Annotated in this window: 17 protein-coding genes; 13 read left to right on the top strand and 4 right to left on the bottom strand. The window is 41.5% G+C overall.

The features are described 5' to 3' along the window. Window positions 1–18: 18 nt before the first annotated feature. Entirely contained in the window at window positions 19–342 is a 324-nt protein-coding gene (locus SporoP17a_RS08050; protein ID WP_083034199.1) for a YbjQ family protein, read from the bottom strand. Between the two features lie 229 nt (window positions 343–571). Between SporoP17a_RS08050 and putP the strand changes: the two genes are divergently transcribed. Then, a complete protein-coding gene (gene putP, locus SporoP17a_RS08045) occupies window positions 572–2,053 on the top strand; it encodes a sodium/proline symporter PutP (protein ID WP_083034198.1) in 1,482 nt (493 codons plus the stop codon). 53 nt (window positions 2,054–2,106) lie between these two features. Here putP and SporoP17a_RS08040 read toward each other — a convergent pair whose 3' ends face one another. After that, window positions 2,107–4,335 carry an S-layer homology domain-containing protein gene (locus tag SporoP17a_RS08040; protein ID WP_083034197.1) on the bottom strand — a complete coding sequence of 743 codons (2,229 nt, stop codon included), beginning with the start codon at window positions 4,333–4,335 and terminating at the stop codon, window positions 2,107–2,109. A gap of 145 nt (window positions 4,336–4,480) precedes the next feature. On the opposite strand from SporoP17a_RS08040, the gene SporoP17a_RS08035 reads away from it, so the two are divergent. Further along, window positions 4,481–5,665, top strand: a complete 1,185-nt coding sequence (locus tag SporoP17a_RS08035) for a MalY/PatB family protein (RefSeq protein ID WP_083034196.1) — start codon at window positions 4,481–4,483, stop codon at window positions 5,663–5,665. 75 nt (window positions 5,666–5,740) lie between these two features. On the opposite strand, the gene SporoP17a_RS08030 is transcribed toward SporoP17a_RS08035, so the two are convergent. Together SporoP17a_RS08030 and nfsA are read right to left on the bottom strand one after the other, a co-directional pair. After that, window positions 5,741–6,934: a class I SAM-dependent methyltransferase gene (locus SporoP17a_RS08030; RefSeq protein ID WP_083034195.1), complete on the bottom strand. Its 1,194-nt coding sequence runs from the start codon at window positions 6,932–6,934 to the stop codon at window positions 5,741–5,743. A 22-nt stretch (window positions 6,935–6,956) separates the two neighbouring features. After that, window positions 6,957–7,688, bottom strand: coding sequence for an oxygen-insensitive NADPH nitroreductase (gene nfsA, locus SporoP17a_RS08025; RefSeq protein ID WP_083034194.1), 732 nt, complete (start codon window positions 7,686–7,688; stop codon window positions 6,957–6,959). 427 nt (window positions 7,689–8,115) lie between these two features. Here nfsA and hflX point away from each other — a divergent pair, with 427 nt between their 5' ends. The 11 genes from hflX to SporoP17a_RS07970 all read left to right on the top strand — a co-directional run bounded on the left by hflX (window position 8,116) and on the right by SporoP17a_RS07970 (window position 20,316). Beyond that, the gene (gene hflX, locus SporoP17a_RS08020; RefSeq protein WP_083034193.1) at window positions 8,116–9,384 is read left to right on the top strand and encodes a GTPase HflX; all 1,269 of its coding nucleotides are present in this window, start codon (window positions 8,116–8,118) and stop codon (window positions 9,382–9,384) included. A gap of 263 nt (window positions 9,385–9,647) precedes the next feature. Continuing rightward, on the top strand, window positions 9,648–10,499 hold the full coding sequence (locus SporoP17a_RS08015; RefSeq protein WP_083034192.1) for a DUF6612 family protein: 852 nt from the start codon (window positions 9,648–9,650) through the stop codon (window positions 10,497–10,499). Window positions 10,500–10,745: 246 nt separating this feature from the next. Next, window positions 10,746–11,696 carry an ABC transporter permease gene (locus tag SporoP17a_RS08010; RefSeq protein ID WP_083034191.1) on the top strand — a complete coding sequence of 317 codons (951 nt, stop codon included), beginning with the start codon at window positions 10,746–10,748 and terminating at the stop codon, window positions 11,694–11,696. After that, window positions 11,689–12,639, top strand: coding sequence for an iron chelate uptake ABC transporter family permease subunit (locus tag SporoP17a_RS08005; protein ID WP_083034190.1), 951 nt, complete (start codon window positions 11,689–11,691; stop codon window positions 12,637–12,639). The genes SporoP17a_RS08010 and SporoP17a_RS08005 overlap by 8 nt, the downstream gene beginning before the upstream one ends. After that, entirely contained in the window at window positions 12,636–13,397 is a 762-nt protein-coding gene (locus SporoP17a_RS08000) for an iron ABC transporter ATP-binding protein (protein WP_083034189.1), read from the top strand. Before SporoP17a_RS08005 ends, SporoP17a_RS08000 begins: the two co-directional genes overlap by 4 nt. Window positions 13,398–13,430: 33 nt before the next feature. Then, entirely contained in the window at window positions 13,431–14,393 is a 963-nt protein-coding gene (locus SporoP17a_RS07995; RefSeq protein WP_083034188.1) for a siderophore ABC transporter substrate-binding protein, read from the top strand. A gap of 533 nt (window positions 14,394–14,926) precedes the next feature. Next, window positions 14,927–16,069, top strand: coding sequence for an MFS transporter (locus tag SporoP17a_RS07990; protein ID WP_208859837.1), 1,143 nt, complete (start codon window positions 14,927–14,929; stop codon window positions 16,067–16,069). Between the two features lie 108 nt (window positions 16,070–16,177). After that, window positions 16,178–16,840, top strand: coding sequence for a uracil-DNA glycosylase (locus SporoP17a_RS07985; protein ID WP_083034186.1), 663 nt, complete (start codon window positions 16,178–16,180; stop codon window positions 16,838–16,840). Between the two features lie 20 nt (window positions 16,841–16,860). Continuing rightward, on the top strand, window positions 16,861–18,597 hold the full coding sequence (locus SporoP17a_RS07980) for an ABC transporter ATP-binding protein (RefSeq protein WP_083034185.1): 1,737 nt from the start codon (window positions 16,861–16,863) through the stop codon (window positions 18,595–18,597). 21 nt (window positions 18,598–18,618) lie between these two features. Beyond that, window positions 18,619–19,215, top strand: coding sequence for a DNA-3-methyladenine glycosylase (locus tag SporoP17a_RS07975; RefSeq protein ID WP_083034184.1), 597 nt, complete (start codon window positions 18,619–18,621; stop codon window positions 19,213–19,215). Between the two features lie 51 nt (window positions 19,216–19,266). Further along, window positions 19,267–20,316, top strand: a complete 1,050-nt coding sequence (locus SporoP17a_RS07970; RefSeq protein ID WP_083034183.1) for a YkvI family membrane protein — start codon at window positions 19,267–19,269, stop codon at window positions 20,314–20,316. Window positions 20,317–20,343 lie beyond the last annotated feature (27 nt).

Below are 20,343 nucleotides of genomic sequence, written 5' to 3'. Positions count from 1 at the left end.
CTCTTTTTGTATATACGATTACTCTCCATCGCGATACGTAACGGCTGTACCCGTTGCGATACACATCATCATACCTTCACGTACCATTTCGAAATCCAAATCGACACCGATGACAGCGTTCGCCCCCATGGCATTTGCTTTCCGGGACATTTCATCCAGTGCTGTTTGACGTGCTTCAGTTAATTTACTTTCATAGGCAGCACTACGTCCCCCTACAATATCCGTCACGGATGCAAAAATATCCCGTACGATATTTGCCCCCATAATGGTTTCTCCTGATACAATCCCGTGATACGTTTCAATAGTCCGGCCTTGCAGCATGTTAGTTGTCGTGTGTAACAATTTGACCTCCCCCTTTGGTTTGTATATATACGTTATGATGGAAAGAATGGTTTCAATATATATGTAGAGTGTGAAAATAAAATGCGTATGTGTTCTATGTCAAATGAAGTAATTTCCCGGGGAATTGTATCGAAAAATAGTCATATTCTACGAGTCTCGAAATAAAGGTTCAAAGCGTGCTACCTATCAGGTAGTATGAGTACATAGATAGAAAAAAGGAGATGATAGTATGACAGAACAAATGTATCAGCTTATTTCCATAATCGTGTACATGGCGGCTATGCTATTCATTGGTTGGTATGCGTTCAAACGTACATCGAACCTGACGGATTATATGCTTGGTGGACGTTCGCTCGGGCCGGCTGTTACAGCACTAAGTGCCGGAGCTTCCGATATGTCCGGTTGGCTGTTGATGGGACTGCCGGGTGCCATTTATTTAAGTGGATTAGGTGAAGCTTGGCTTGCGATTGGCTTAACGGTAGGTGCTTATTTGAACTGGCTGTTTGTGGCGCCGCGTTTACGTGCATACACACAAGTTTCAAATAACTCTATCACGATTCCGAGTTTCCTTGAAAACAGGTTAAAAGATACTTCTCGTTTATTGCGGGTGGCTTCAGGGATCATTATTTTAGCATTCTTCACGTTCTACGTATCCTCAGGTATGGTAGCAGGAGGGAAGTTCTTTCAAAGTTCATTCGGTTTAGACTATCATACAGGACTCATTATTGTTTCGGTAGTAGTGTTAGCGTATACCTTATTCGGTGGATTCTTGGCGGTGAGTTATACGGATTTCATCCAGGGATTGATTATGTTTTTAGCGCTCATTTTAGTGCCTTCATTTGGTATTTTTATTACAGGTGGATTTTCAGAAACTGCAGCGAGTATAAGAGAAGTCGATCCTTCGCTCTTTAACTTTGTATCGGGTGTGAGTGTGGTAGGAATCATTTCCTCACTGGCATGGGGACTAGGTTACTTCGGACAGCCGCATATTATCGTTCGCTTTATGGCGATCAGTTCTGTTAAAGAGACGAAAAGTGCTAGACGGATCGGTATTGGCTGGATGTTACTGAGCTTGATAGGTGCAATTGCTACCGCATTAATTGGTATCGCGTATTTTCAGCAAAACAGCGCAGACTTGGCAGATCCAGAAACGGTCTTTATCGTTCTCGGACAGCTCATCTTCCATCCGTTAATTGCAGGTATCATGCTAGCCGCTGTCTTGGCGGCTATTATGAGTACAATATCATCTCAATTGATCGTGACATCATCTGCTTTGATTGAAGACTTGTATAAAGCAGTTTTCAAAACAAACGCTTCAGATAGTCGCTATGTATTTTTAGGCCGCCTGGCAGTTCTGTTCGTGACGATTGTCGCTATATTACTGGCTTGGCCAAATAAAGAATCTGTCTTGAAATTGGTTTCATTCGCTTGGGCAGGGTTTGGTGGAGCTTTCGGTCCTATTATACTCTTATCATTATATTGGAGAAAGCTAACGGCTAAAGGTGCACTATACGGTATGATCGCTGGTGCTATTACAGTCGGTGTTTGGGGTAACGTCAAGTTCTTATCGAGTACATTATATGAAATTGTTCCAGGGTTTGCGATTTGTCTCCTTGTGGCGGTTGTAGTAAGTAAAGCAACGTATACACACAACTCCATAATTGAAAAAGAATACGATGAAACAATGGAATTGCTTGAAGAAGAAAAGTAAATGAAAAGGGCGATCTTGCACTGTTTGTGCATGGATCGCCCTTTTCATTGTGCTTATAATGCATCGGTGAATTCATCACCATCTGGTAGATACTCGTACAATCCAATTTCCTTCAAACCCTTTTTAATCTTCGTCGTATAGCCTAGTTTTTCATTGGATAGGAAAGTAGCCTTTGAAATAATCAGTTGCTTCAGCGTAGGCAAGTAGATAGGATCAATTTGCTGCCAAAGCTGATAAGATTCAATCAAATCTTCTAGTGTCAGGTGTTTATAATCATCACCTTCGAAATGGAATTCTGGAGAGACCTTGTACCAAATATCTCCGTTATCTCGAATCCATTGATCTTTTTGGTAGACAATGGCTCGTTGGATATTGCGTGCAGTTTGAAGATATCGCCAATCTCCGAATTCCTGATAAGACCGGAGTAGGATATTCATGCCACCGAGTGCATGGTTCATAGATGTATGGGTAGTTACATTCTGTTTGATTGGAAAGTAATCCGCAATATAATATGCATCGCTAGCTACTCGATTAATATTGCCTTTTTGTTGCTGTGAAACGAGCAGATCCGCATAATTACGCAATGGTTCATTCGCTGAAGGGATCCCAAACTCACTGCCGCTATTATAATAGAATAAAGCGATTTGTTCGTTGAAACGCGTATCAATGAATGGTGCATGAATATCATATAAATGTTTGAGATACGTACTGGTTACTTCTGTTTCCCAGTAGGCTTTATCTTGTTTGAAGTTTTTCAAGTTGACGAAAGCATTATAGACTAGATTCTCAAAATAACGCCCTTTATTTTCGTGATAAAGTGTCAATGCGCGATCCTCTTTCAGCATCAATAAAGTACGTCCATAGTTTTGACCTGTAACGGGCATGGGCTCTGTCGAGTCAGCCAGTTTATTATACGAACCATCTGCAGTGTACCAATTATTCCGCTTCTTGTGGTTCTGACTAGTTTCTCTCATCCACTTAAATATATCATCCTTTGAATTAAACAACGGTTCGTCCGAATCGACATACCAATGATCAGCAATTTCCCCTGAATTGGCTTGAAGTGTATAAGAGGATAATAGTGTTTTTCCAGCTAACGCATAGGAAAAATTCTCTTGCTCTTCAAGAAGTTCACGCGAAATACTTTGCTCGCCATTATCATAGCGGAGCGATAATGGTTTGGAGAGATAAGCTTGCCCAATCATTCGCTCTTCTACTGTGCCATCTGTCTTGATGAAACGTAACAGTCCTGTCGGATACGTTGTCATGTCAGCATCGGTCCGATCTTTGTTTTCACGCATGAGTGGATAGCGGTCATAGCGGAATACATTAAAACGTGCAATATCTTCTTCTTTTTGGAGCACTTCTACGGTAATAGGCGTGTCGGTTGGATTGTTTAGTTCCGAGAAAACAAATACATCTTCATTAGGTAATTGACGAACAGTTAGTTTAACTTCTGCCCCATCTGTTCCAACTGCATACCTATACGTACTATCTCGTGAGAAGTCATAATTGGTTTGTGTAAAGTCTATATATTCAAATGCTTCCTTAGAACGTAAATAAAGAGGATGTGTACTGAACGGTACACTACCTAAATGGTTTTCGGGCACACTTTCACTATAGGTAACGGACTCTTCTGGAGCGGTAAGTGTAAATTGCTTCGGTTGTTTTATACGATTGGTTTCCACTAGTATCCGGTGCAAGGCTTTTGAAAAGTATGCTCGCGATACGACCGAGTCTCCATACTGAAGAAACTCCTCTACTTGAGGAAATGTGTAGACAGGAATGTTTTGTACCGTAGCTCGATCCGAACTAGAAGGCCAACTAGTAGATAACACTTTACCAAAGTCCTTTTCCATATCAAAAGCTGTAATGAGTGAATTCCATAGCTCTGTCTTCGTCAATGGTTCATTAAAGCCAAAAACTCCACGTTTGCTTGGTTGGATCCAGCCGTTTTCGACAGCAGTCAAAGCAAAACGTGCTTTATCCGATCCCCATGCGATATCTGAAAAACCGAAAGATTGATCAACGAATTTTGATCCGAATATTTTAGATAAAGATACAGCAGCTTGCCCCCTTGTTAGTGGTGTTTCAGGATGGAACTGCATATCGAAATTGCCTGTGATGATTTTCATTTCATCTAGCTGCATAATTTCATTTTTTGCCCAGTGGTGATTAGAGACGTCTATATATTTTACGTCTGTCGTTTGTGCGCTGGCAGACTGAATGGAACACATGAAAAGTAATGCCAGTAAAACTAGTGCGGTATTCCATTTTCTCACTTCATGACCTCCAACTAAATGTTGCTTCAATACTCTAGTATACCCCAAAATAAATCTTAACGACAACAGAGCAAGCAAAAGGGTACATATGATACAATCGGAATAGAATGACTACTATGAAATAAATAATAATGGAGGTTACTATATGAATAAAGAAGAGTTTTTGGAACGCTATGCAATTGATCGAAAGGGTACGAATTCACTGAAGTGGGACAAGTTGGAGGAACGTTTCGGTGATGCAGACTTACTCGCGGCTTGGGTAGCAGATATGGAATTTAAAGCACCAGAGCAAGTGATCGAAGCGTTAAAAGAAAAAGTGGATTTTGGAGTGTTTGGCTATACATATGCACCTGAATCATATTTCGAAGCATTCATTAATTGGGAACGCGAGCATCATGGTTATGAAGTGAAGGAGGAATGGATGCGTTTTTCAACGGGTGTTGTGACAGCGTTATATTGGTTTGTTAATGCATTTACAAAACCTCAGGATGCAGTAATCATTCTATCCCCGGTCTATTATCCTTTTGCCAATGCAGTGAAAGATACTGACCGCACGCTAATAAACAGTGAACTCATTAATACTGCTGGCGTTTACACAATTGATTTTGAAGACTTCGAAAAGCAAATAATCGACAATGACGTGAAATTATTCATTCATTGTACACCGCATAATCCCGTTGGCCGTGTATGGACAGCGGAGGAAGCAGAGAAGCTTTTGTCAATCTGTGAAAAGCATGACGTATTGGTCGTGTCGGATGAAATCCATCATGATATGACGTTTGGTGATCATACACATATACCATCTGCGATTGTAGCCAACGGGAAGTACGCTGAGCGTGTCATTACAGTAACTTCCGCTTCAAAAACATTCAACTTGGCGGGCTTGTTAACATCTCAGATCATCATTGAAAATAAAGCATTGCTAGAGCAGTTCGATACGTTTGTGAAATCTGTTAATCAAACGGAAGTGAATATGCTAGGTATGACGGCTGCAGAGGCGGCGTATAATCATGGCGCAGACTGGCTTGAAGGATTACGGGAAGTCGTGAAGTCGAATGAACGCTATGCAGTCGAACAGTTCGCAGAGCATGCACCAAAGTTAATCGTTACACCGTTAGAAGGAACGTATTTACTATGGATCGACTTGCGTGCACATATCCAGCCAGACGGCGTCAAAGAATTTGTGCAAGATACATGTAAACTGGCAATCGACTACGGAGAGTGGTTTGGGGAAAACTCGAAAGGTTTCATACGTTTAAATCTTGGGACAGAACCGAACTATATTAAACAGGCAGTAGATCGCATCATCGAACACTTGCCCCAATCATAAGTTAGAGTAAAAAGATCACCGTAATTGTCAATGTGACGATTGTCCACAAGACGTTACGGTGATCTTTTATGCTCTTTAAGTAGTCTGATTGTTATTTGCCGGTGGAAAACTGAGCAAAGGTTGCAGTTCTTTCTCTAAGAAAGGCTTTGCTTGCAACATATTCCTAAATGCAACGTAACGATCAATTTGTGCTGGAGTTGGTTTCTTAGTAGTGCGGTAAGCACGTATCAAGATGTTCTTCGGTGTATGTTCCATATCGATAAATTCCACAAGTTGTGCTTCATATCCAACTAATGTTAGCAACTCTGCGCGGATGGAGTCGGTTGCGAGTGCAGCTAAACGTTCTTTTACTAGGCCGTGCTGCAACATGATGTCGAGCGCAGGAGCTTGAACTTGTGAGAATAGCTCATGCTGACAGCAAGGAACCGATAGAATGACCGAGGCTCCCCAATTGACTGCTTTAGCCAATGCCATATCTGTTGCTACATCACATGCGTGAAGCGTGACGACCATATCGACTGCGGTATCGCCATCATATTCATTAATATCTCCTACTAGAAATTCTAGTTGATCATAGTGCAAATCACGTGCGATTTCCTGGCACTCTTCAATGACTTCTTTTTTTAGATCTAATCCTGTTACTCGAATATCCAATCCTTTTTCGATTCGCAAGTAATGATACAGTGCAAACGTCAAATAGGATTTACCCGATCCGAAATCGAGTATGCGAATCGGACGGTCTTTTGGCAAGTGTGAAAGCGTGTCATCAATCAGTTCGACGAAGCGATTGATCTGACGAAACTTATCATGTTTTTGATTTTTCACTTTACCTTCAGGCGTTTGAACACCGAGACGAATGAGAAAGGGGTAAGGTGTCCCTTCGTTTAAAGCGTAATTCTTTGTACGATTATGCGCATAGTCGACGGTCTTTTCGGTATTGAGGAAAATGCGTTTAATCGAAACTTTCATCTTCTTGGATATTTGAATTTGCATCGTTTCATCTGATAAATCAATATGGAATTGCTTAAAGGTTTCTAAGGCATCGTGCAGAGGTTGCGCCACGTCTTCTAGTGCAACATTGTCATGCTTGAGAACACGTTCATGCTGATATTCAAATTGAATGTAAAATTCACCTTTAAGTTCAAGCGGTTTTAATTTAATTCGCTTCACATCATTGGATTTCATTCGTGGTCCACTAATTGTCGCACGGATGAATGTTCCATCTGTCATGCGTCGCTGGAGTAGTTCCAGCACGTCATCTACTGACATCGTTTGACACTCCTGTCTGTCTTCAGTTCAATAGGAATCCTTGTTTTTGTAAGAATGCCTGAAGATCTGTTCTTCTTGGGGATTCAAGGAAATCAGCCATTTCTTTTGTCCACATCGCATCACGCTGATTGGAATCACGGCTCGCATAGTATTCTTTCATGATTTCGTCATATGCTGGTAATAGATCAGTATACTTTTCTTCGTTATACGTATTCTCATGCAACACAGCTTCTACAGGTAAACGTGGTTTGACACCATTGGATTCATTTGGAACACCGATCGACAAGCCAAACAGAGGGACAACGCCTTTAGGCAATTCCAGTACTTCGGAGATTTCTTCCATCGCATTTCGTACACCGCCGATATAGCAAATGCCATAGCCTTTTGATTCGGCAGCAATGACGACATTCTGTGCGAATAGACCGACATCGATTGCGCCTACTAATACATTCTCTACTACCGTATAGTCAATTTCCTGACCATGTAAACGGGCAGCGTGAGATAACCGGTTATAGTCCATACAAAATACTAATACCGCGCCAGCTGTATAGAATTGACGACGGTTTTTGGATAGTTCAGCCAATTGGCCGCGTTTTTCAGTATCCGTTACATACATTACCGAGCATGCTTGCACGAAGTGTGAACTTGCTGCGTGCTGACCTGCTTTAACTAGTTCCATAATTGTCTCTCTTGAAATCGGTTCATCTTTGTAACGTCGAACCGATGAGTGAGATTTTAATAATTCGATTACCATACAATCCCTCCGCATTCGTTTTCATCAGAACATATATCTTCCTGAAACTCTCCTTTTATCCTACACTATTCTGACCTTTCGGGAAACACTCAAGCTTATTTTGCCTGTTGCTGAACTTATGTTATAAAAGGTTTTCTGGCCTCATAGTTCCATATCGTATATGCGTCGTGCAAACATATTACGAAAGAAGCGAAACCTTCAGTTAAAAGAAAAGACGAGGAACCCCGATTGGCAAGACAGATTTGATATGATAGAAGGAAACCATCTATTTAGAAGGGCGTGCTTACTATGAAAATCAATCACGTTGTCTTGCGCTTCATAAAAAAGTGAAATAGTACAACGTTTGGCGGAGATTCATTTTACATCGAACGATTAGTAAACAGAACGAAGGGTAAACTATATATAAAGATGTCGGGGGGATGCTAGCATGGATGTGTTAATTGAAAAGGCCATAATAGTTGGCGTACATGAGCAGAAGGATTTGCATTTCGAATATTCGATGGAAGAACTGAAGAATTTGGCAGAAGCCATCGATGTGGAAGTACTAGGTGAAGTGACACAGAATTTAGAACGGAAAAATCCATCTACTTATATTGGAAGAGGGAAGATCGATGAAATTCGTGATGTGTATGAAGAAACCGAAGCAAATTTACTCATCTTCAATGATGAATTATCACCTTCGCAATTACGAAATCTGGAAAGAGATCTAGAATGTAAAATCATTGACCGTACCATGCTAATACTGGATATCTTTGCGAGGCGGGCACGCAACCGAGAGGCGCAAATGCAAGTTGAATTAGCGCAACTGCAATATACGTTGCCACGACTTGTTGGACTACGTGCTTCACTGAGCAGGCAAGGTGGCGGTACGGGAGGTGGCTTACAGAATAAAGGCGCCGGTGAGACGAAGCTTGAGCTCGATCGTCGGAAAATTGAAGATCAGATCGCGAAGCTTCGCCGTGAACTAGAGCATGTAAGTGATCAACGTGAAACGCAGCGAAAACAGCGTGTCAGGAGCGGTATACCCGTTGTGTCGATCGTGGGTTATACGAACGCTGGGAAATCCACGTTGATGAATCGATTGTTGCAATATACGGATGTGGATGAATCTAAAGAAGTCCGTGAAAAAGATATGCTATTTGCAACGCTCGAAACCGCAGTTAGAAAGATCAAGCTGCATGATAAAAAAGAATTTATTTTAACGGATACCGTAGGATTCGTTTCCAAACTCCCACACCATCTTGTCCAAGCATTCCGTTCGACGCTAGAAGAAGCCAAGAATGCCGATTTATTGTTGCATGTTGTGGACGTTTCCGACGAAGAGCATGGTCATATGATGGACGTTACGAATGAAACGCTAGGAGATATTGGTGTGAAAAGCATCCCTACTATCAACATATATAATAAATCGGATTTGACTGAAGTCTCTTATCCGCGTATAAAAGATCAGAGTATTTGGATGTCAGCTGGCGAAGATCAAGGAATTCCCGAATTGCTGACATTGATTCAACAAAGCTTATTCCGCCAATATGTCACGTGTAAATTATTGATTCCATACGACCGGGGAGAAATCGTTGCACATCTCAATGAAAATGCGTCGATTAAAGATACAGCCTATGAAGAAGAAGGTACAATGATGACTGTAGAGATGCCAGAAAGTGAATATGAACGTCTACAAGAATTTATTTTAAAGTGAACATAAAAAAGGGCTGCATGCGCGATGCATGCAGCCAAATCCTTTTATCTTTATTAGAAGAGAAAGGGGGTGGGATGCTTTTAGTTTGCCCGATTACTCAGAATCTAAACCTCTTGATGAAAATTTTTATAAAAGGATTACTATATTCATTTTCGGCATTACATTATTTGTCCTTTAATTTTGATATAAAAAGATGGAACTGAAGAACTTCTAAATCAATCGTACGATTAAGCGGAAACACTATATAAGGAGTGATGGACTATATGAGAAAATGGATAACCATTCTCACGGCAGGAATGTTAGTATTGATCTTAAGTGCTTGTGGCCAAACTGCAGAACCAAAAGAAGATCCAATGACAGGGGAAAAAGAAGAAGTGGTCGTAAAAAGTGAACTGACAGCCAGTGAAGTAATGGAAAAAGCCAATGCGGCGTCTGAAACACAACGAAGTATGCATTCTGATATGGAAATAATGCAAACGTTAGAAATGGGCGATGAGAAGCAAGACATTAATTCAACGATTGATATGGATATGATTATTGAACCGCTCGCCATGCGCCAAACAATGAACATGCAAGTTGGCGATGAAGAAATGGCGATAGAACAGTATATGACAGAAGAAGGCTTCTTCATGAAGGATCCACAATCAGGTGGTTGGATCAAACTGCCGAACGAAATGTATGAGGAAGTCACTGGTCAAATGGCAGGGATGACTGAATCACCTGTTGATTTCACTATGTATGAAGAATACGCTGAAGACTTTACATTTGAAGAGACCAACGATGAATACGTTTTAACTTTGATAGGTTCTGGTGAAAAGTTTAGTGAGCTTATGCAAGAGATGCTGGAGAAGAACATGCCAGCAGGAGCAGATGAAGCCATGTTGGAAGAAGCCAATATGAAAGTAGAAAAAGTCGATCTACAATTTACTATTGATAAAAAGACTTTCTTCACAAAAAACTTTGACATGGATATGATCATGACAATGGATGAACAAGGTCAGCAAGTAAAAGTTACGCAGAACATTAAGGGGACCATGACAAAAATTAATGAGATTGATGAAATTAAGATACCGAAGGAAATATTGGACAATGCACAAGAATTAGATAAAAAATGAACCAGCAGTAAATGAATATACCGTTTTCCGTTTCGTGCGGAAAACGGTTTTTGTCGTGAAATTTCAATTGAATGAACGAATAAAGATATACAAGTCCCGTAATGAGTATTTTTAAAAAAGTATTGATAACGATTTTCAGTTAGTTATTGACATCAGATGCAAAACGCGTTAATGTTGTTCTTGAGCGAATGATAATCATTTTCATTTAAGTGAGAAATGCTCAAATATTCGATATCGGAGTTCTTCATGAAGAAACGTTACTTACTTACAGCCGTTATACTATTATCACTTCTTTCGCTGTTTGTCGGCGCAAGCCGAATCACACCAGCGGACCTATTGGATTGGCGTTCAGAAACAACAGAAATCTTCTTAATTAGTCGAGTTCCTCGATTAGTCGCGATATTACTGGCGGGCGCAGGGATGAGTATTGCAGGTTTGATTATGCAACAACTGAGCCGCAATAAATTTGTATCTCCTACTACGGCAGGAACGTTGGATGCGACGAAACTTGGAATTTTAGTGTCTATGTTGATCTTTACTAACGCAACACTATTAGAAAAAATGGCGGTGTCGTTTACATTCGCCTTACTTGGTACCTTCTTGTTTATGCAAATTCTTGATCGTATTAAATTCAAAGATGCGATTTTCATACCGCTCGTTGGATTAATGTTCGGGAGTATCTTATCTTCCATCACCACATTTTTTGCATTTAAAGCGAACGTGATCCAGAATATGTCTGCATGGCTTCAAGGAGACTTTTCCATGATCATGAAAGGCCGTTATGAACTTTTGTATATTAGTATACCTGTGTTGATCATTACATATTTATATGCGAACCGATTTACAGTGGCAGGTATGGGAGAAGACTTTTCCAAGAACTTAGGACTAGCTTACAAGAGTATTGTCAATATCGGGTTGATCTTAGTCGCTTTGATTACGACAACCGTCGTATTGACAGTCGGACTGATTCCTTTCCTAGGGTTAATCATTCCGAACATCGTCTCGATTTTCAAAGGAGACCATTTGCAAAAGACGTTGCCGCATACTGCATTGCTAGGTGCAATCTTCCTTCTGATCTGCGACATTCTAGGCAGGGTTATTATTTTTCCGTATGAAATTTCGATCAGTTTAATGGTCGGTGTCATCGGAAGCGCAATCTTCCTATTCTTGCTGTTTAGGGGGAAAGCCTATGCGTAACTCAACCAAATTACTGATTTTGTTGGCATTTTCATTAGTATTTTGCGGATTATACCTATTTCAAGATTTGAACGGCAGCTATGATTATGCACTTCCTAGAAGAGCAGTTAAAGTGGTAGCGATGATTTTAACTGGTGTAGCAGTGGCATATTCCACAGTCATTTTCCAGACCATCACGCATAACCGTATTTTGACACCAAGCATCATGGGATTGGATTCACTCTATATCTTGCTGCAAACTGTTCTCATATTCTTTTTCGGGTCCACTTCATTTGTCCTGATCAACCAGCAGTTTAACTTCATGCTATCGGTAGGCGCGATGATATTGTTCGCCTTACTGCTTTATCACTTTTTATTCGGAAAAGGGAACCGGCCAATTTATTTCTTATTGCTAGTCGGTATCATCGTCGGTACATTTTTCGGTAGTATTTCAACATTCTTGCAAGTGATGATTGATCCAAATGAATTCATGCGTGTGCAAGATAAGATGTTTGCGAGTTTCAACAACATCAATGGGGACCTCGTTTGGTGGGCATTGTCCATATTGGTTATCACACTAATTATCGGTTGGCGCTATATCAATGAACTCGATGTTTTATCATTGGGACGCGATACAGCAATCAATCTGGGTGTGCCATACCAGTCAGTCGTCAAGATCATGCTGATTTTATCCGCAGTATTGATTGCGGTGTCCACAGCACTTGTAGGTCCGATCACATTCTTCGGGCTAATCGTAGCCAACTTGTCTTACCAATTCTTCAACACATTCAAGCATTCAGTGTTAATCGCAGGTGCTGCGTTGATGAGTGTCATTGCATTAGTTGGCGGACAGTGGGTCGTTGAACGTCTATTTTCTTTCTCGACCACACTCAGTGTAATCATTAACTTTGTCGGTGGCGTTTACTTTATCTACTTACTATTAAAGGAGAGTCGATCCTCATGATTCAAGTTCGTGAGCTAACGAAGTTCTATGGAAAAAAAGCAGTCGTCGAAAAGGTCAGTGTAAATATTCACCGTGGAAAAATCACATCTTTCATTGGACCGAATGGGGCTGGTAAATCTACTCTCCTGTCAATGGTAAGTCGATTAATGGATGCTGACACAGGCGAAGTATTGCTCGATAAAAGTAAAGTGAAAAGTATGAAGTCCAATGATTTTGCTAAGCGCGTCGCGATATTAAAACAATCTAACTTCATGAATGTCAAACTTACCATCCGTGAACTTGTTTCGTTCGGCCGTTTCCCGCACTGTAAGGGCCGTCTGCGAGAAGAGGATGAGCGGATGGTAGATCAAGCGTTGGAGTACATGGGTCTGATAGACATGCAAGAAGCATACTTGGATGAGTTATCCGGCGGTCAGCGTCAGCGAGCTTTCATTGCGATGACAATTGCACAAGACACCGATTATATTCTGCTCGATGAACCATTGAATAACCTAGACATGAAACACTCCGTGCAAATCATGAAAATCTTGCGTCAGCTTGTCGATGATCTTGGCAAAACGGTGGTCATCGTCTTGCACGACATCAACTTTGCCTCTGTCTATTCCGACCGCATTGTTGCGTTGAAGAACGGAAAAGTTGTCAAGGATGGTATAACAAACGAGATTATTACTTCAGATTCATTACGCGAAATTTATGATATGGAAATTCCGATTCAACAAATGAAGGATTGCCGTATTTGCGTGTACTTTAACTCTTAAACTACATTATTCAAAGTGAGGAATTATACAATTATGAAGAAGCTAACTCTTTCTCTATTCGCGTTAATCTTAATGCTTGCGCTTGCTGCTTGCGGCGGTGCGCAAGACGAAGAAAAACCTGCAGACAATGCAACACCTGAAGACAAGCCAGCTGAAGAAAGCAAAGAAGTGACAATCACACATGAACTTGGTGAAACAACACTTGAAAAGAATCCTGAAAAGGTAGTAGTGTTCGACTTTGGAACATTGGATACGTTGGATGAGCTAGGTATTGAAGTAGCAGGTCTTCCACAATCAAACGTACCGGGTTACCTTTCTCAATACGAAGACGAAAAGTATGAGAATCTTGGTAGTCTAAAAGAACCTGACTTTGAAGCAATTAATGCGATGAAGCCAGACGTGATCTTCATCTCTGGACGTCAAACAGACTTGTATGATCAATTATCTGAAATTGCTCCAACGGTCTACATGGGTATTGATACAGCAAACTACATGGAATCATTCAAAGAGAACATGGGGAAAATTGCTACAATCTTCGATAAAGAAGATGAAATTTCCTCAGAACTAGCAGACGTAGATGCAAGTATTGAAGATATCAAAACTAAAACTGAAGGTATCGATAGCAATGCATTGATCATCCTGGCGACTGAAGGAAAAGTAAGTGCATACGGCCCAAGCTCACGTTTCGGCATAGTCCATGATGTATTCGGTTTTGAACCTGCCGATAAGAACATCGAAGTTTCTACACATGGACAAAATATTACATTTGAATATATTTTAGAAACAAATCCAGATATTCTATTCATCATTGACCGTGACGCAGCAATCGGTAACGGTGCAACAGCGAAAGATTCTGTTGAAAACGATCTTGTGAAGAAAACAAATGCATTCAAGAACGATAAAATGGTCTATTTGAACGGTGAATACTGGTACCTATCTGGTGGCGGTCTTCAATCAATCAAAGAAATGATCAAAGAAGTAGAAGCTGGACTATAAGAACGAATGAAATCCCGGGAGACTCTGTCTTCTGGGATTTTTTCATCTTCAAAATGGTTCTTTAGCTTTAAATTTTGGGGTTGTGTTCAATACACTTGAAGGAACGCTCTATCACGTTGCTTGTTCGCTCATACTTGCTGCGAATCCGCTCATACTTGTAGCATAACTGCTCTATCGCTTCGGTTGTTCGCTCAAATTCGCGGCTTATCCGCTCAATAGGGTCGCGTGTCCGCTCAATCACGCTGTTTATCCGCTCAATCAGGCCGCGCTATCGCTCATATCCGTGGCTTATCCGCTCATATCCATAGCTTACTCGCTCAATCACGTCATGCCCCCGCTCAACACCACCCGCAAACACCGTAACCAAAAAAACCACAAACATCCAAAAAACAAAACTAGTCAAATACAACTAAAAAGTGCTATAATGACAACTGTAAAGACACCTAAAGATTGCACAATAGAAAGGTAGAAGCCCTGTGAAAAAGAAAGAACTATCACGAAATAAATTATTAGGCATAGCAGGTACAGGTTGGATGTTCGACGCGATGGATGTTGGAATCTTGTCATTCGTCATTGCAGCACTAGCTGTAGAGTGGAATCTAACTTCGACTGAGATGGGTTGGATTGGTAGTGTTAACTCTATTGGTATGGCGATAGGTGCATTCGGATTCGGATTATTGGCTGATCGGATTGGGCGTAAGCAAGTATTTATGATAACATTGATCTTATTTTCCGTTGCGAGTGGTCTATCCGCTTTGACGACGACGTTATGGGCGTTTTTAGCTTTGCGTTTATTAGTAGGAGCAGGGTTAGGGGGAGAGTTGCCTGTTGCGTCTACTTTAGTTTCGGAAAGCGTATCCGCAAAAGAGCGGGGGCGTGTGGTGGTGTTACTCGAAAGCTTCTGGGCGGCGGGCTGGCTTATAGCGGCTTTAATAGCGTATTTCGTTATCCCAGAATTCGGCTGGAGAGTTGCTTTGCTCATCACGGCACTACCGGCATTTTATGCAATTTACTTACGTCGTAATTTGCCGGACTCCAAGAAGTTTGAAGAACAAGAAAAAACTTCACAAACGACAGGACAGAAGCTTAAGCAACTACTGGCTCCGGCATTTAGAAAACGAACAATTATGTTGTGGATCGTTTGGTTTGCTGTGGTCTTCTCTTACTACGGCATGTTCCTTTGGTTACCGAGCGTTATGGTGATCAAAGGCTTCAGTCTTATTAAAAGTTTTGGCTATGTACTATTGATGACACTAGCGCAGTTACCAGGCTATTTTAGTGCCGCATGGCTAATTGAGCGCATAGGACGTAAATTTGTCCTCGCTACCTATTTAATCGGAACGGCACTCAGCGCTCTAGCATTCGGCAATGCGGATACATTGACAACTTTGATGGTAGCCGGTGCATTTCTATCCTTCTTTAACTTAGGAGCATGGGGAGCACTCTACGCTTATTCACCGGAACAGTATCCTACCGCGATTCGAGCGACAGGCTCCGGGGTTGCCGCTGCAGTTGGGCGAGTGGGAGGAATTTTCGGACCACTTCTCGTTGGTTCATTATTAACGGCAGGATACGGTTTCGGAGTAGTCTTTGGTATTTTCTGCGGGGCGATCATGGTAGGGGTACTAGCTGTTATTTTCCTCGGAACAGAAACAAAACAAACGGAGTTAGCGTAGTATAATGTAAGTCGTTTCCATTTTACATAAATGGAAGCGGCTTTTTTGATGGTAAATATTTTTTATTCAACAGCGAAACCTTTATAATTGCAGAAAGGAGTGAATACAATGTTTCGTGTACCAGATGAAATTGCACGTGTTGCTTTAGAACGTAGCGAAGGATTTCCAGTAGAAGGCTTTGTTCACGGAGAAGGTCCGAAATCACCGACACTCTTACTGGTTGGAGAAGCGCCAGGAGAACATGAAGCGATACATGGTATTCCGTTCATTGGCCGTGCAGGTGACGAATTAATGAAATCCCTTGCATCGATCGGGTTAACACGTGAAGATGTCTATATGACGAGTTCGTTCCGCAGTAGACCGTATAAATGGGGGACAAAGAAAGAACGGGATGGTAGTTTGACGGAGCGTAAGTATAATCGTCCACCCACACAAAAAGAACAATTGGCTCATGCGCTCGTTCTCGATTTTGAAGTAGCCAATCTTCAACCGAAGCTCATCGTCACACTAGGCAATATCGGATTGCAGCGATTGCTAGGCAAACATGCGAAAGTCACGGCGCTTCATGGGCAAATACTGACGCAACCTGTGCAATATTTAGCGACATTAGAAGATAAACAATATAGTTTAACGGATGAATCGTACACTATAATTCCGACATTCCATCCAGCGTCCGTGTTTTATCGACCTTCTCTAAGGCCCGATTTGGAAGCCGATTGGCAACGCATTGGTGAATATCTTCAACGGCAAATGCAACACCCGTTTGAATGAGATAGAAAAGAGGAAACACCATGAATGATCAAGTAAAATCTAAAGGATCTGTAAAAAATTTTATGAGTCTGGTCAAGACATTGCATTGGCCAGTTGCCGTGACAATCTTTGCACTAGTACTATCTCTCGTTGAAACCGCTGCGGGACTAGCTGTGCCACTAATCACCAAAGATTTAGTAGACTCGTTCACGAGTGAATTATTGAACTGGAAAACGGGTGTTTTTCTGCTCGTTTTATTCGTAGTACAAGCAATTGCTGGCGGTTTTTCCTACTATATGCTGGCCTATATTGGCGAGACGGTAGTGGCGGATCTACGCAATCAATTATGGCAAAAGGTATTGCGTTTACCTGTACCGTATTTTGATCGAAATGAAACGGGTGAAACGATGAGTCGGATTACACAAGACACGACTGTATTAAAATCACTTGTTTCAGAGCATTTAGTATCGTTCATCTCAGGCATGATCTCAATTATTGGAGCAATTATTATTTTATTAGTGCTTGATTGGAAAATGACGATTATCATGTTGATCAGTGTACCTGTTAGCATGGCGATCTTGTATCCGCTTGGACGTTTAATGCACAAAGTAGCGAAAGCGACACAGGCCGAAATGGCGAAATTTTCAGGACATCTCGGCCGAGTACTTGGAGATATCCGATTAGTGAAAGCATATCGCGCAGAATCTGCAGAAGGTGAAAAAGGCAAAATCGCTATTCAATCTCTATTTCGATATGGACTAAAAGAAGCAAAAATACAGGCTGTTATTTCACCTATCATGATGTTGACGATGATGGGTATCCTAGTAGTAATTCTTGGTTATGGAGGAGCGCAAGTTGCAAAAGGCGCGTTGTCAGCAGGAACACTAGTTGCAATTATTTTCTTGCTATTTCAGATCATCGTACCATTTGCGCAGATGGCTCAATTTTTCACTTCATTCCAAAAAGCAGTAGGAGCGACAGAGAGAATTCAAGGGATTCTGCGAATGAACTCAGAGCCAGCAGACGGTGAACGTATGCCGAAAACGGAAGGCGCCATTGCATTTTCAACTGTTCACTTTTCATATGAAGAGGGAAAAGATGTAGTGAATGGAATATCGTTCACTGCGGAGCGAGGAACTGTAACGGCATTCGTTGGACCAAGCGGTGGAGGAAAGACGACGATCTTTTCATTGATGGAGAGATTTTATCAACCGACTTCTGGTGAAATATGGCTTGGGGCAGATCCAATTCAAATGATTCCGTTATCGGAATGGCGCAGGCGTATAGGCTACGTATCGCAGGAAAGCCCGTTATTGAGTGGAACCATCTTAGATAACATTGCGTACGGTCTTGAAAAGAGACCACCTCTTGAACAAGTAATAGAAGCTGCGAAAGCCGCCAATGCGTATACTTTCATCAAAGATATGCCGGATCAATTTGATACGATGGTAGGGGAGCGTGGTATGAAGTTGTCAGGTGGCCAGCGCCAACGTATTGCCATCGCACGTGCATTATTGCATAACCCTGAAATTTTATTGTTGGATGAAGCGACGTCGAATTTAGATAGCGGTTCGGAAACGCATGTCCAAGAAGCGTTACGCCATTTGATGCAAGGTAGAACTACGCTTATTATTGCACACCGATTGGCAACTGTACTGCATGCAGATCAATTACTATTTTTAGAAAATGGTCAAATTACCGGTAGAGGAAGTCACACCGAACTATTGAAATCACATAATCTCTATCGCGAGTTTGCAGAAGGTCAAGGATTGGCATGAGAACTGAAAGGAGAAGATTGTATGTATGAACCGATTGATTCGTCTTTCTTCAATGTACCTGTACTAGAGCTTGCCCGTAATTTGGTCGGTCAATATATTGTCCATGAACAACCCGAAGGTCTATCGGTGGTCAGAATTGTGGAAACCGAAGCGTATCATGGAGCAGAAGACCGTGCTGCGCATAGTTATGGTAATCGCAGAACAAAGCGTACTGAAATTATGTTCGGTGAACCGGGTTCCGTCTATACATATCAAATGCACACGCACACACTGATGAATGTTGTCTGTGCACAAGAGGGAACACCGCACGCTGTATTACTGCGGGCAGGTGAACCAATAGAAGGAATAAATCATATGCAACAACGTCGTGGCATACACATTAAAAAAGAGACCGATCTTACAAATGGTCCCGGAAAGCTTTCCAAAGCTCTTGGTGTGACGATGTCATACTACGGCCACCATTGGACTCAAAGGCCTCTCTTTATAGCAGAAGGCTTACCTCAGGCTGAAATAGAGGCTGGTCCGCGAGTAGGGATTGGAAACACGGGTGAAGCCGTGTATTATCCTTGGCGTTTTTATGAAAAAGACAACCCGTTCGTCTCAAAATATAGAAAATAGACGAACGAACATCTCAAATTTGTTTGGTTACAGAGAAGAATAGGGGAAATTATGAAAAGAATATTGAAAATGGGCAGTGCGTTTATTGGAATTATCGTAGGAGCAGGATTTGCTTCCGGTAATGAAATCATGACGTATTTTACGAGTTTCGGTTATTTAGGTATGATTGGCGCAGTGATTTGTACAGCACTGTTCGCTTACTTGGGAATGACATTAACACGTCTAGGAAGTCGAATGCGAACACCTTCACACAAAGACGTGATTTACAAAATCAGTGGGCGCTATTTAGGTGTAATAGTAGATGGCATTATTATCTTTACACTATTTGGCGTGGGTGTAGTAATGCTGGCGGGTGCCGGTGCCAACCTACATCAGCAATTTGGCTTACCGACATTTGTAGGCAGTTTGCTTATGATAGTTTTGGTGTTCTTGACGATATTATTAAACGTAGATAAAGTGGTGGCTGTAATCGGAAGTGTAACACCGTTTTTAATTATTACAATAGTTGCCGTATCCGTTTACAGTATCGTCACGATGGATACAACATTCGCGATTCTTGATCCAGTTGCACAAGCATTGCCTACGACATTGCCGAATTGGTTCATATCTGCTATTAACTATGTGTCATTTAATATTGCGGTAGGTGCTTCGATGGCAATTGTTATGGGCGGTGCAGAAAAAGATGAAAAGATTGCAGCACGAGGTGGATTCGTAGGTGGCCTTATGTTAGGTATTTTAATACTGTTAAGTCACTTGGCGATTTTTTCACAGGTGGAAAACGTTGCAGGATCAGATCTGCCGATGCTTGCGATTATCAATAATATTTCACCGATCTTTGCAATTTTCATGGCGGTTATTTTATACGGTATGATCTTCAATACAGCAGTCAGTATGTTCTATGCGTTTGGTGCTCGATTCATTCCAGGTGGAACAATGAAGTTTAAGTTATTCGTAGCATTTTCACTAGTCGTGGGCTATGCTTTAAGTTTTTTTGGATTCACGAAATTGGTCAATACACTATATCCAGTTGTCGGTTATTTAGGTCTGTTTTTAGTAGCTGCACTCATTATGGCATCGATTCGTATGCCAAAGAGAATATAAAAATACCCCCGCGAATGATTTCGCGGG

Origin of the sequence: Sporosarcina ureae (genome assembly GCF_002082015.1) — a bacterium.
GTDB classification, from domain to species: domain Bacteria; phylum Bacillota; class Bacilli; order Bacillales_A; family Planococcaceae; genus Sporosarcina; species Sporosarcina ureae_A.
Note: the sequence above shows the minus strand (reverse complement) of the source record. Positions and strands in the feature narration are given on the sequence as shown.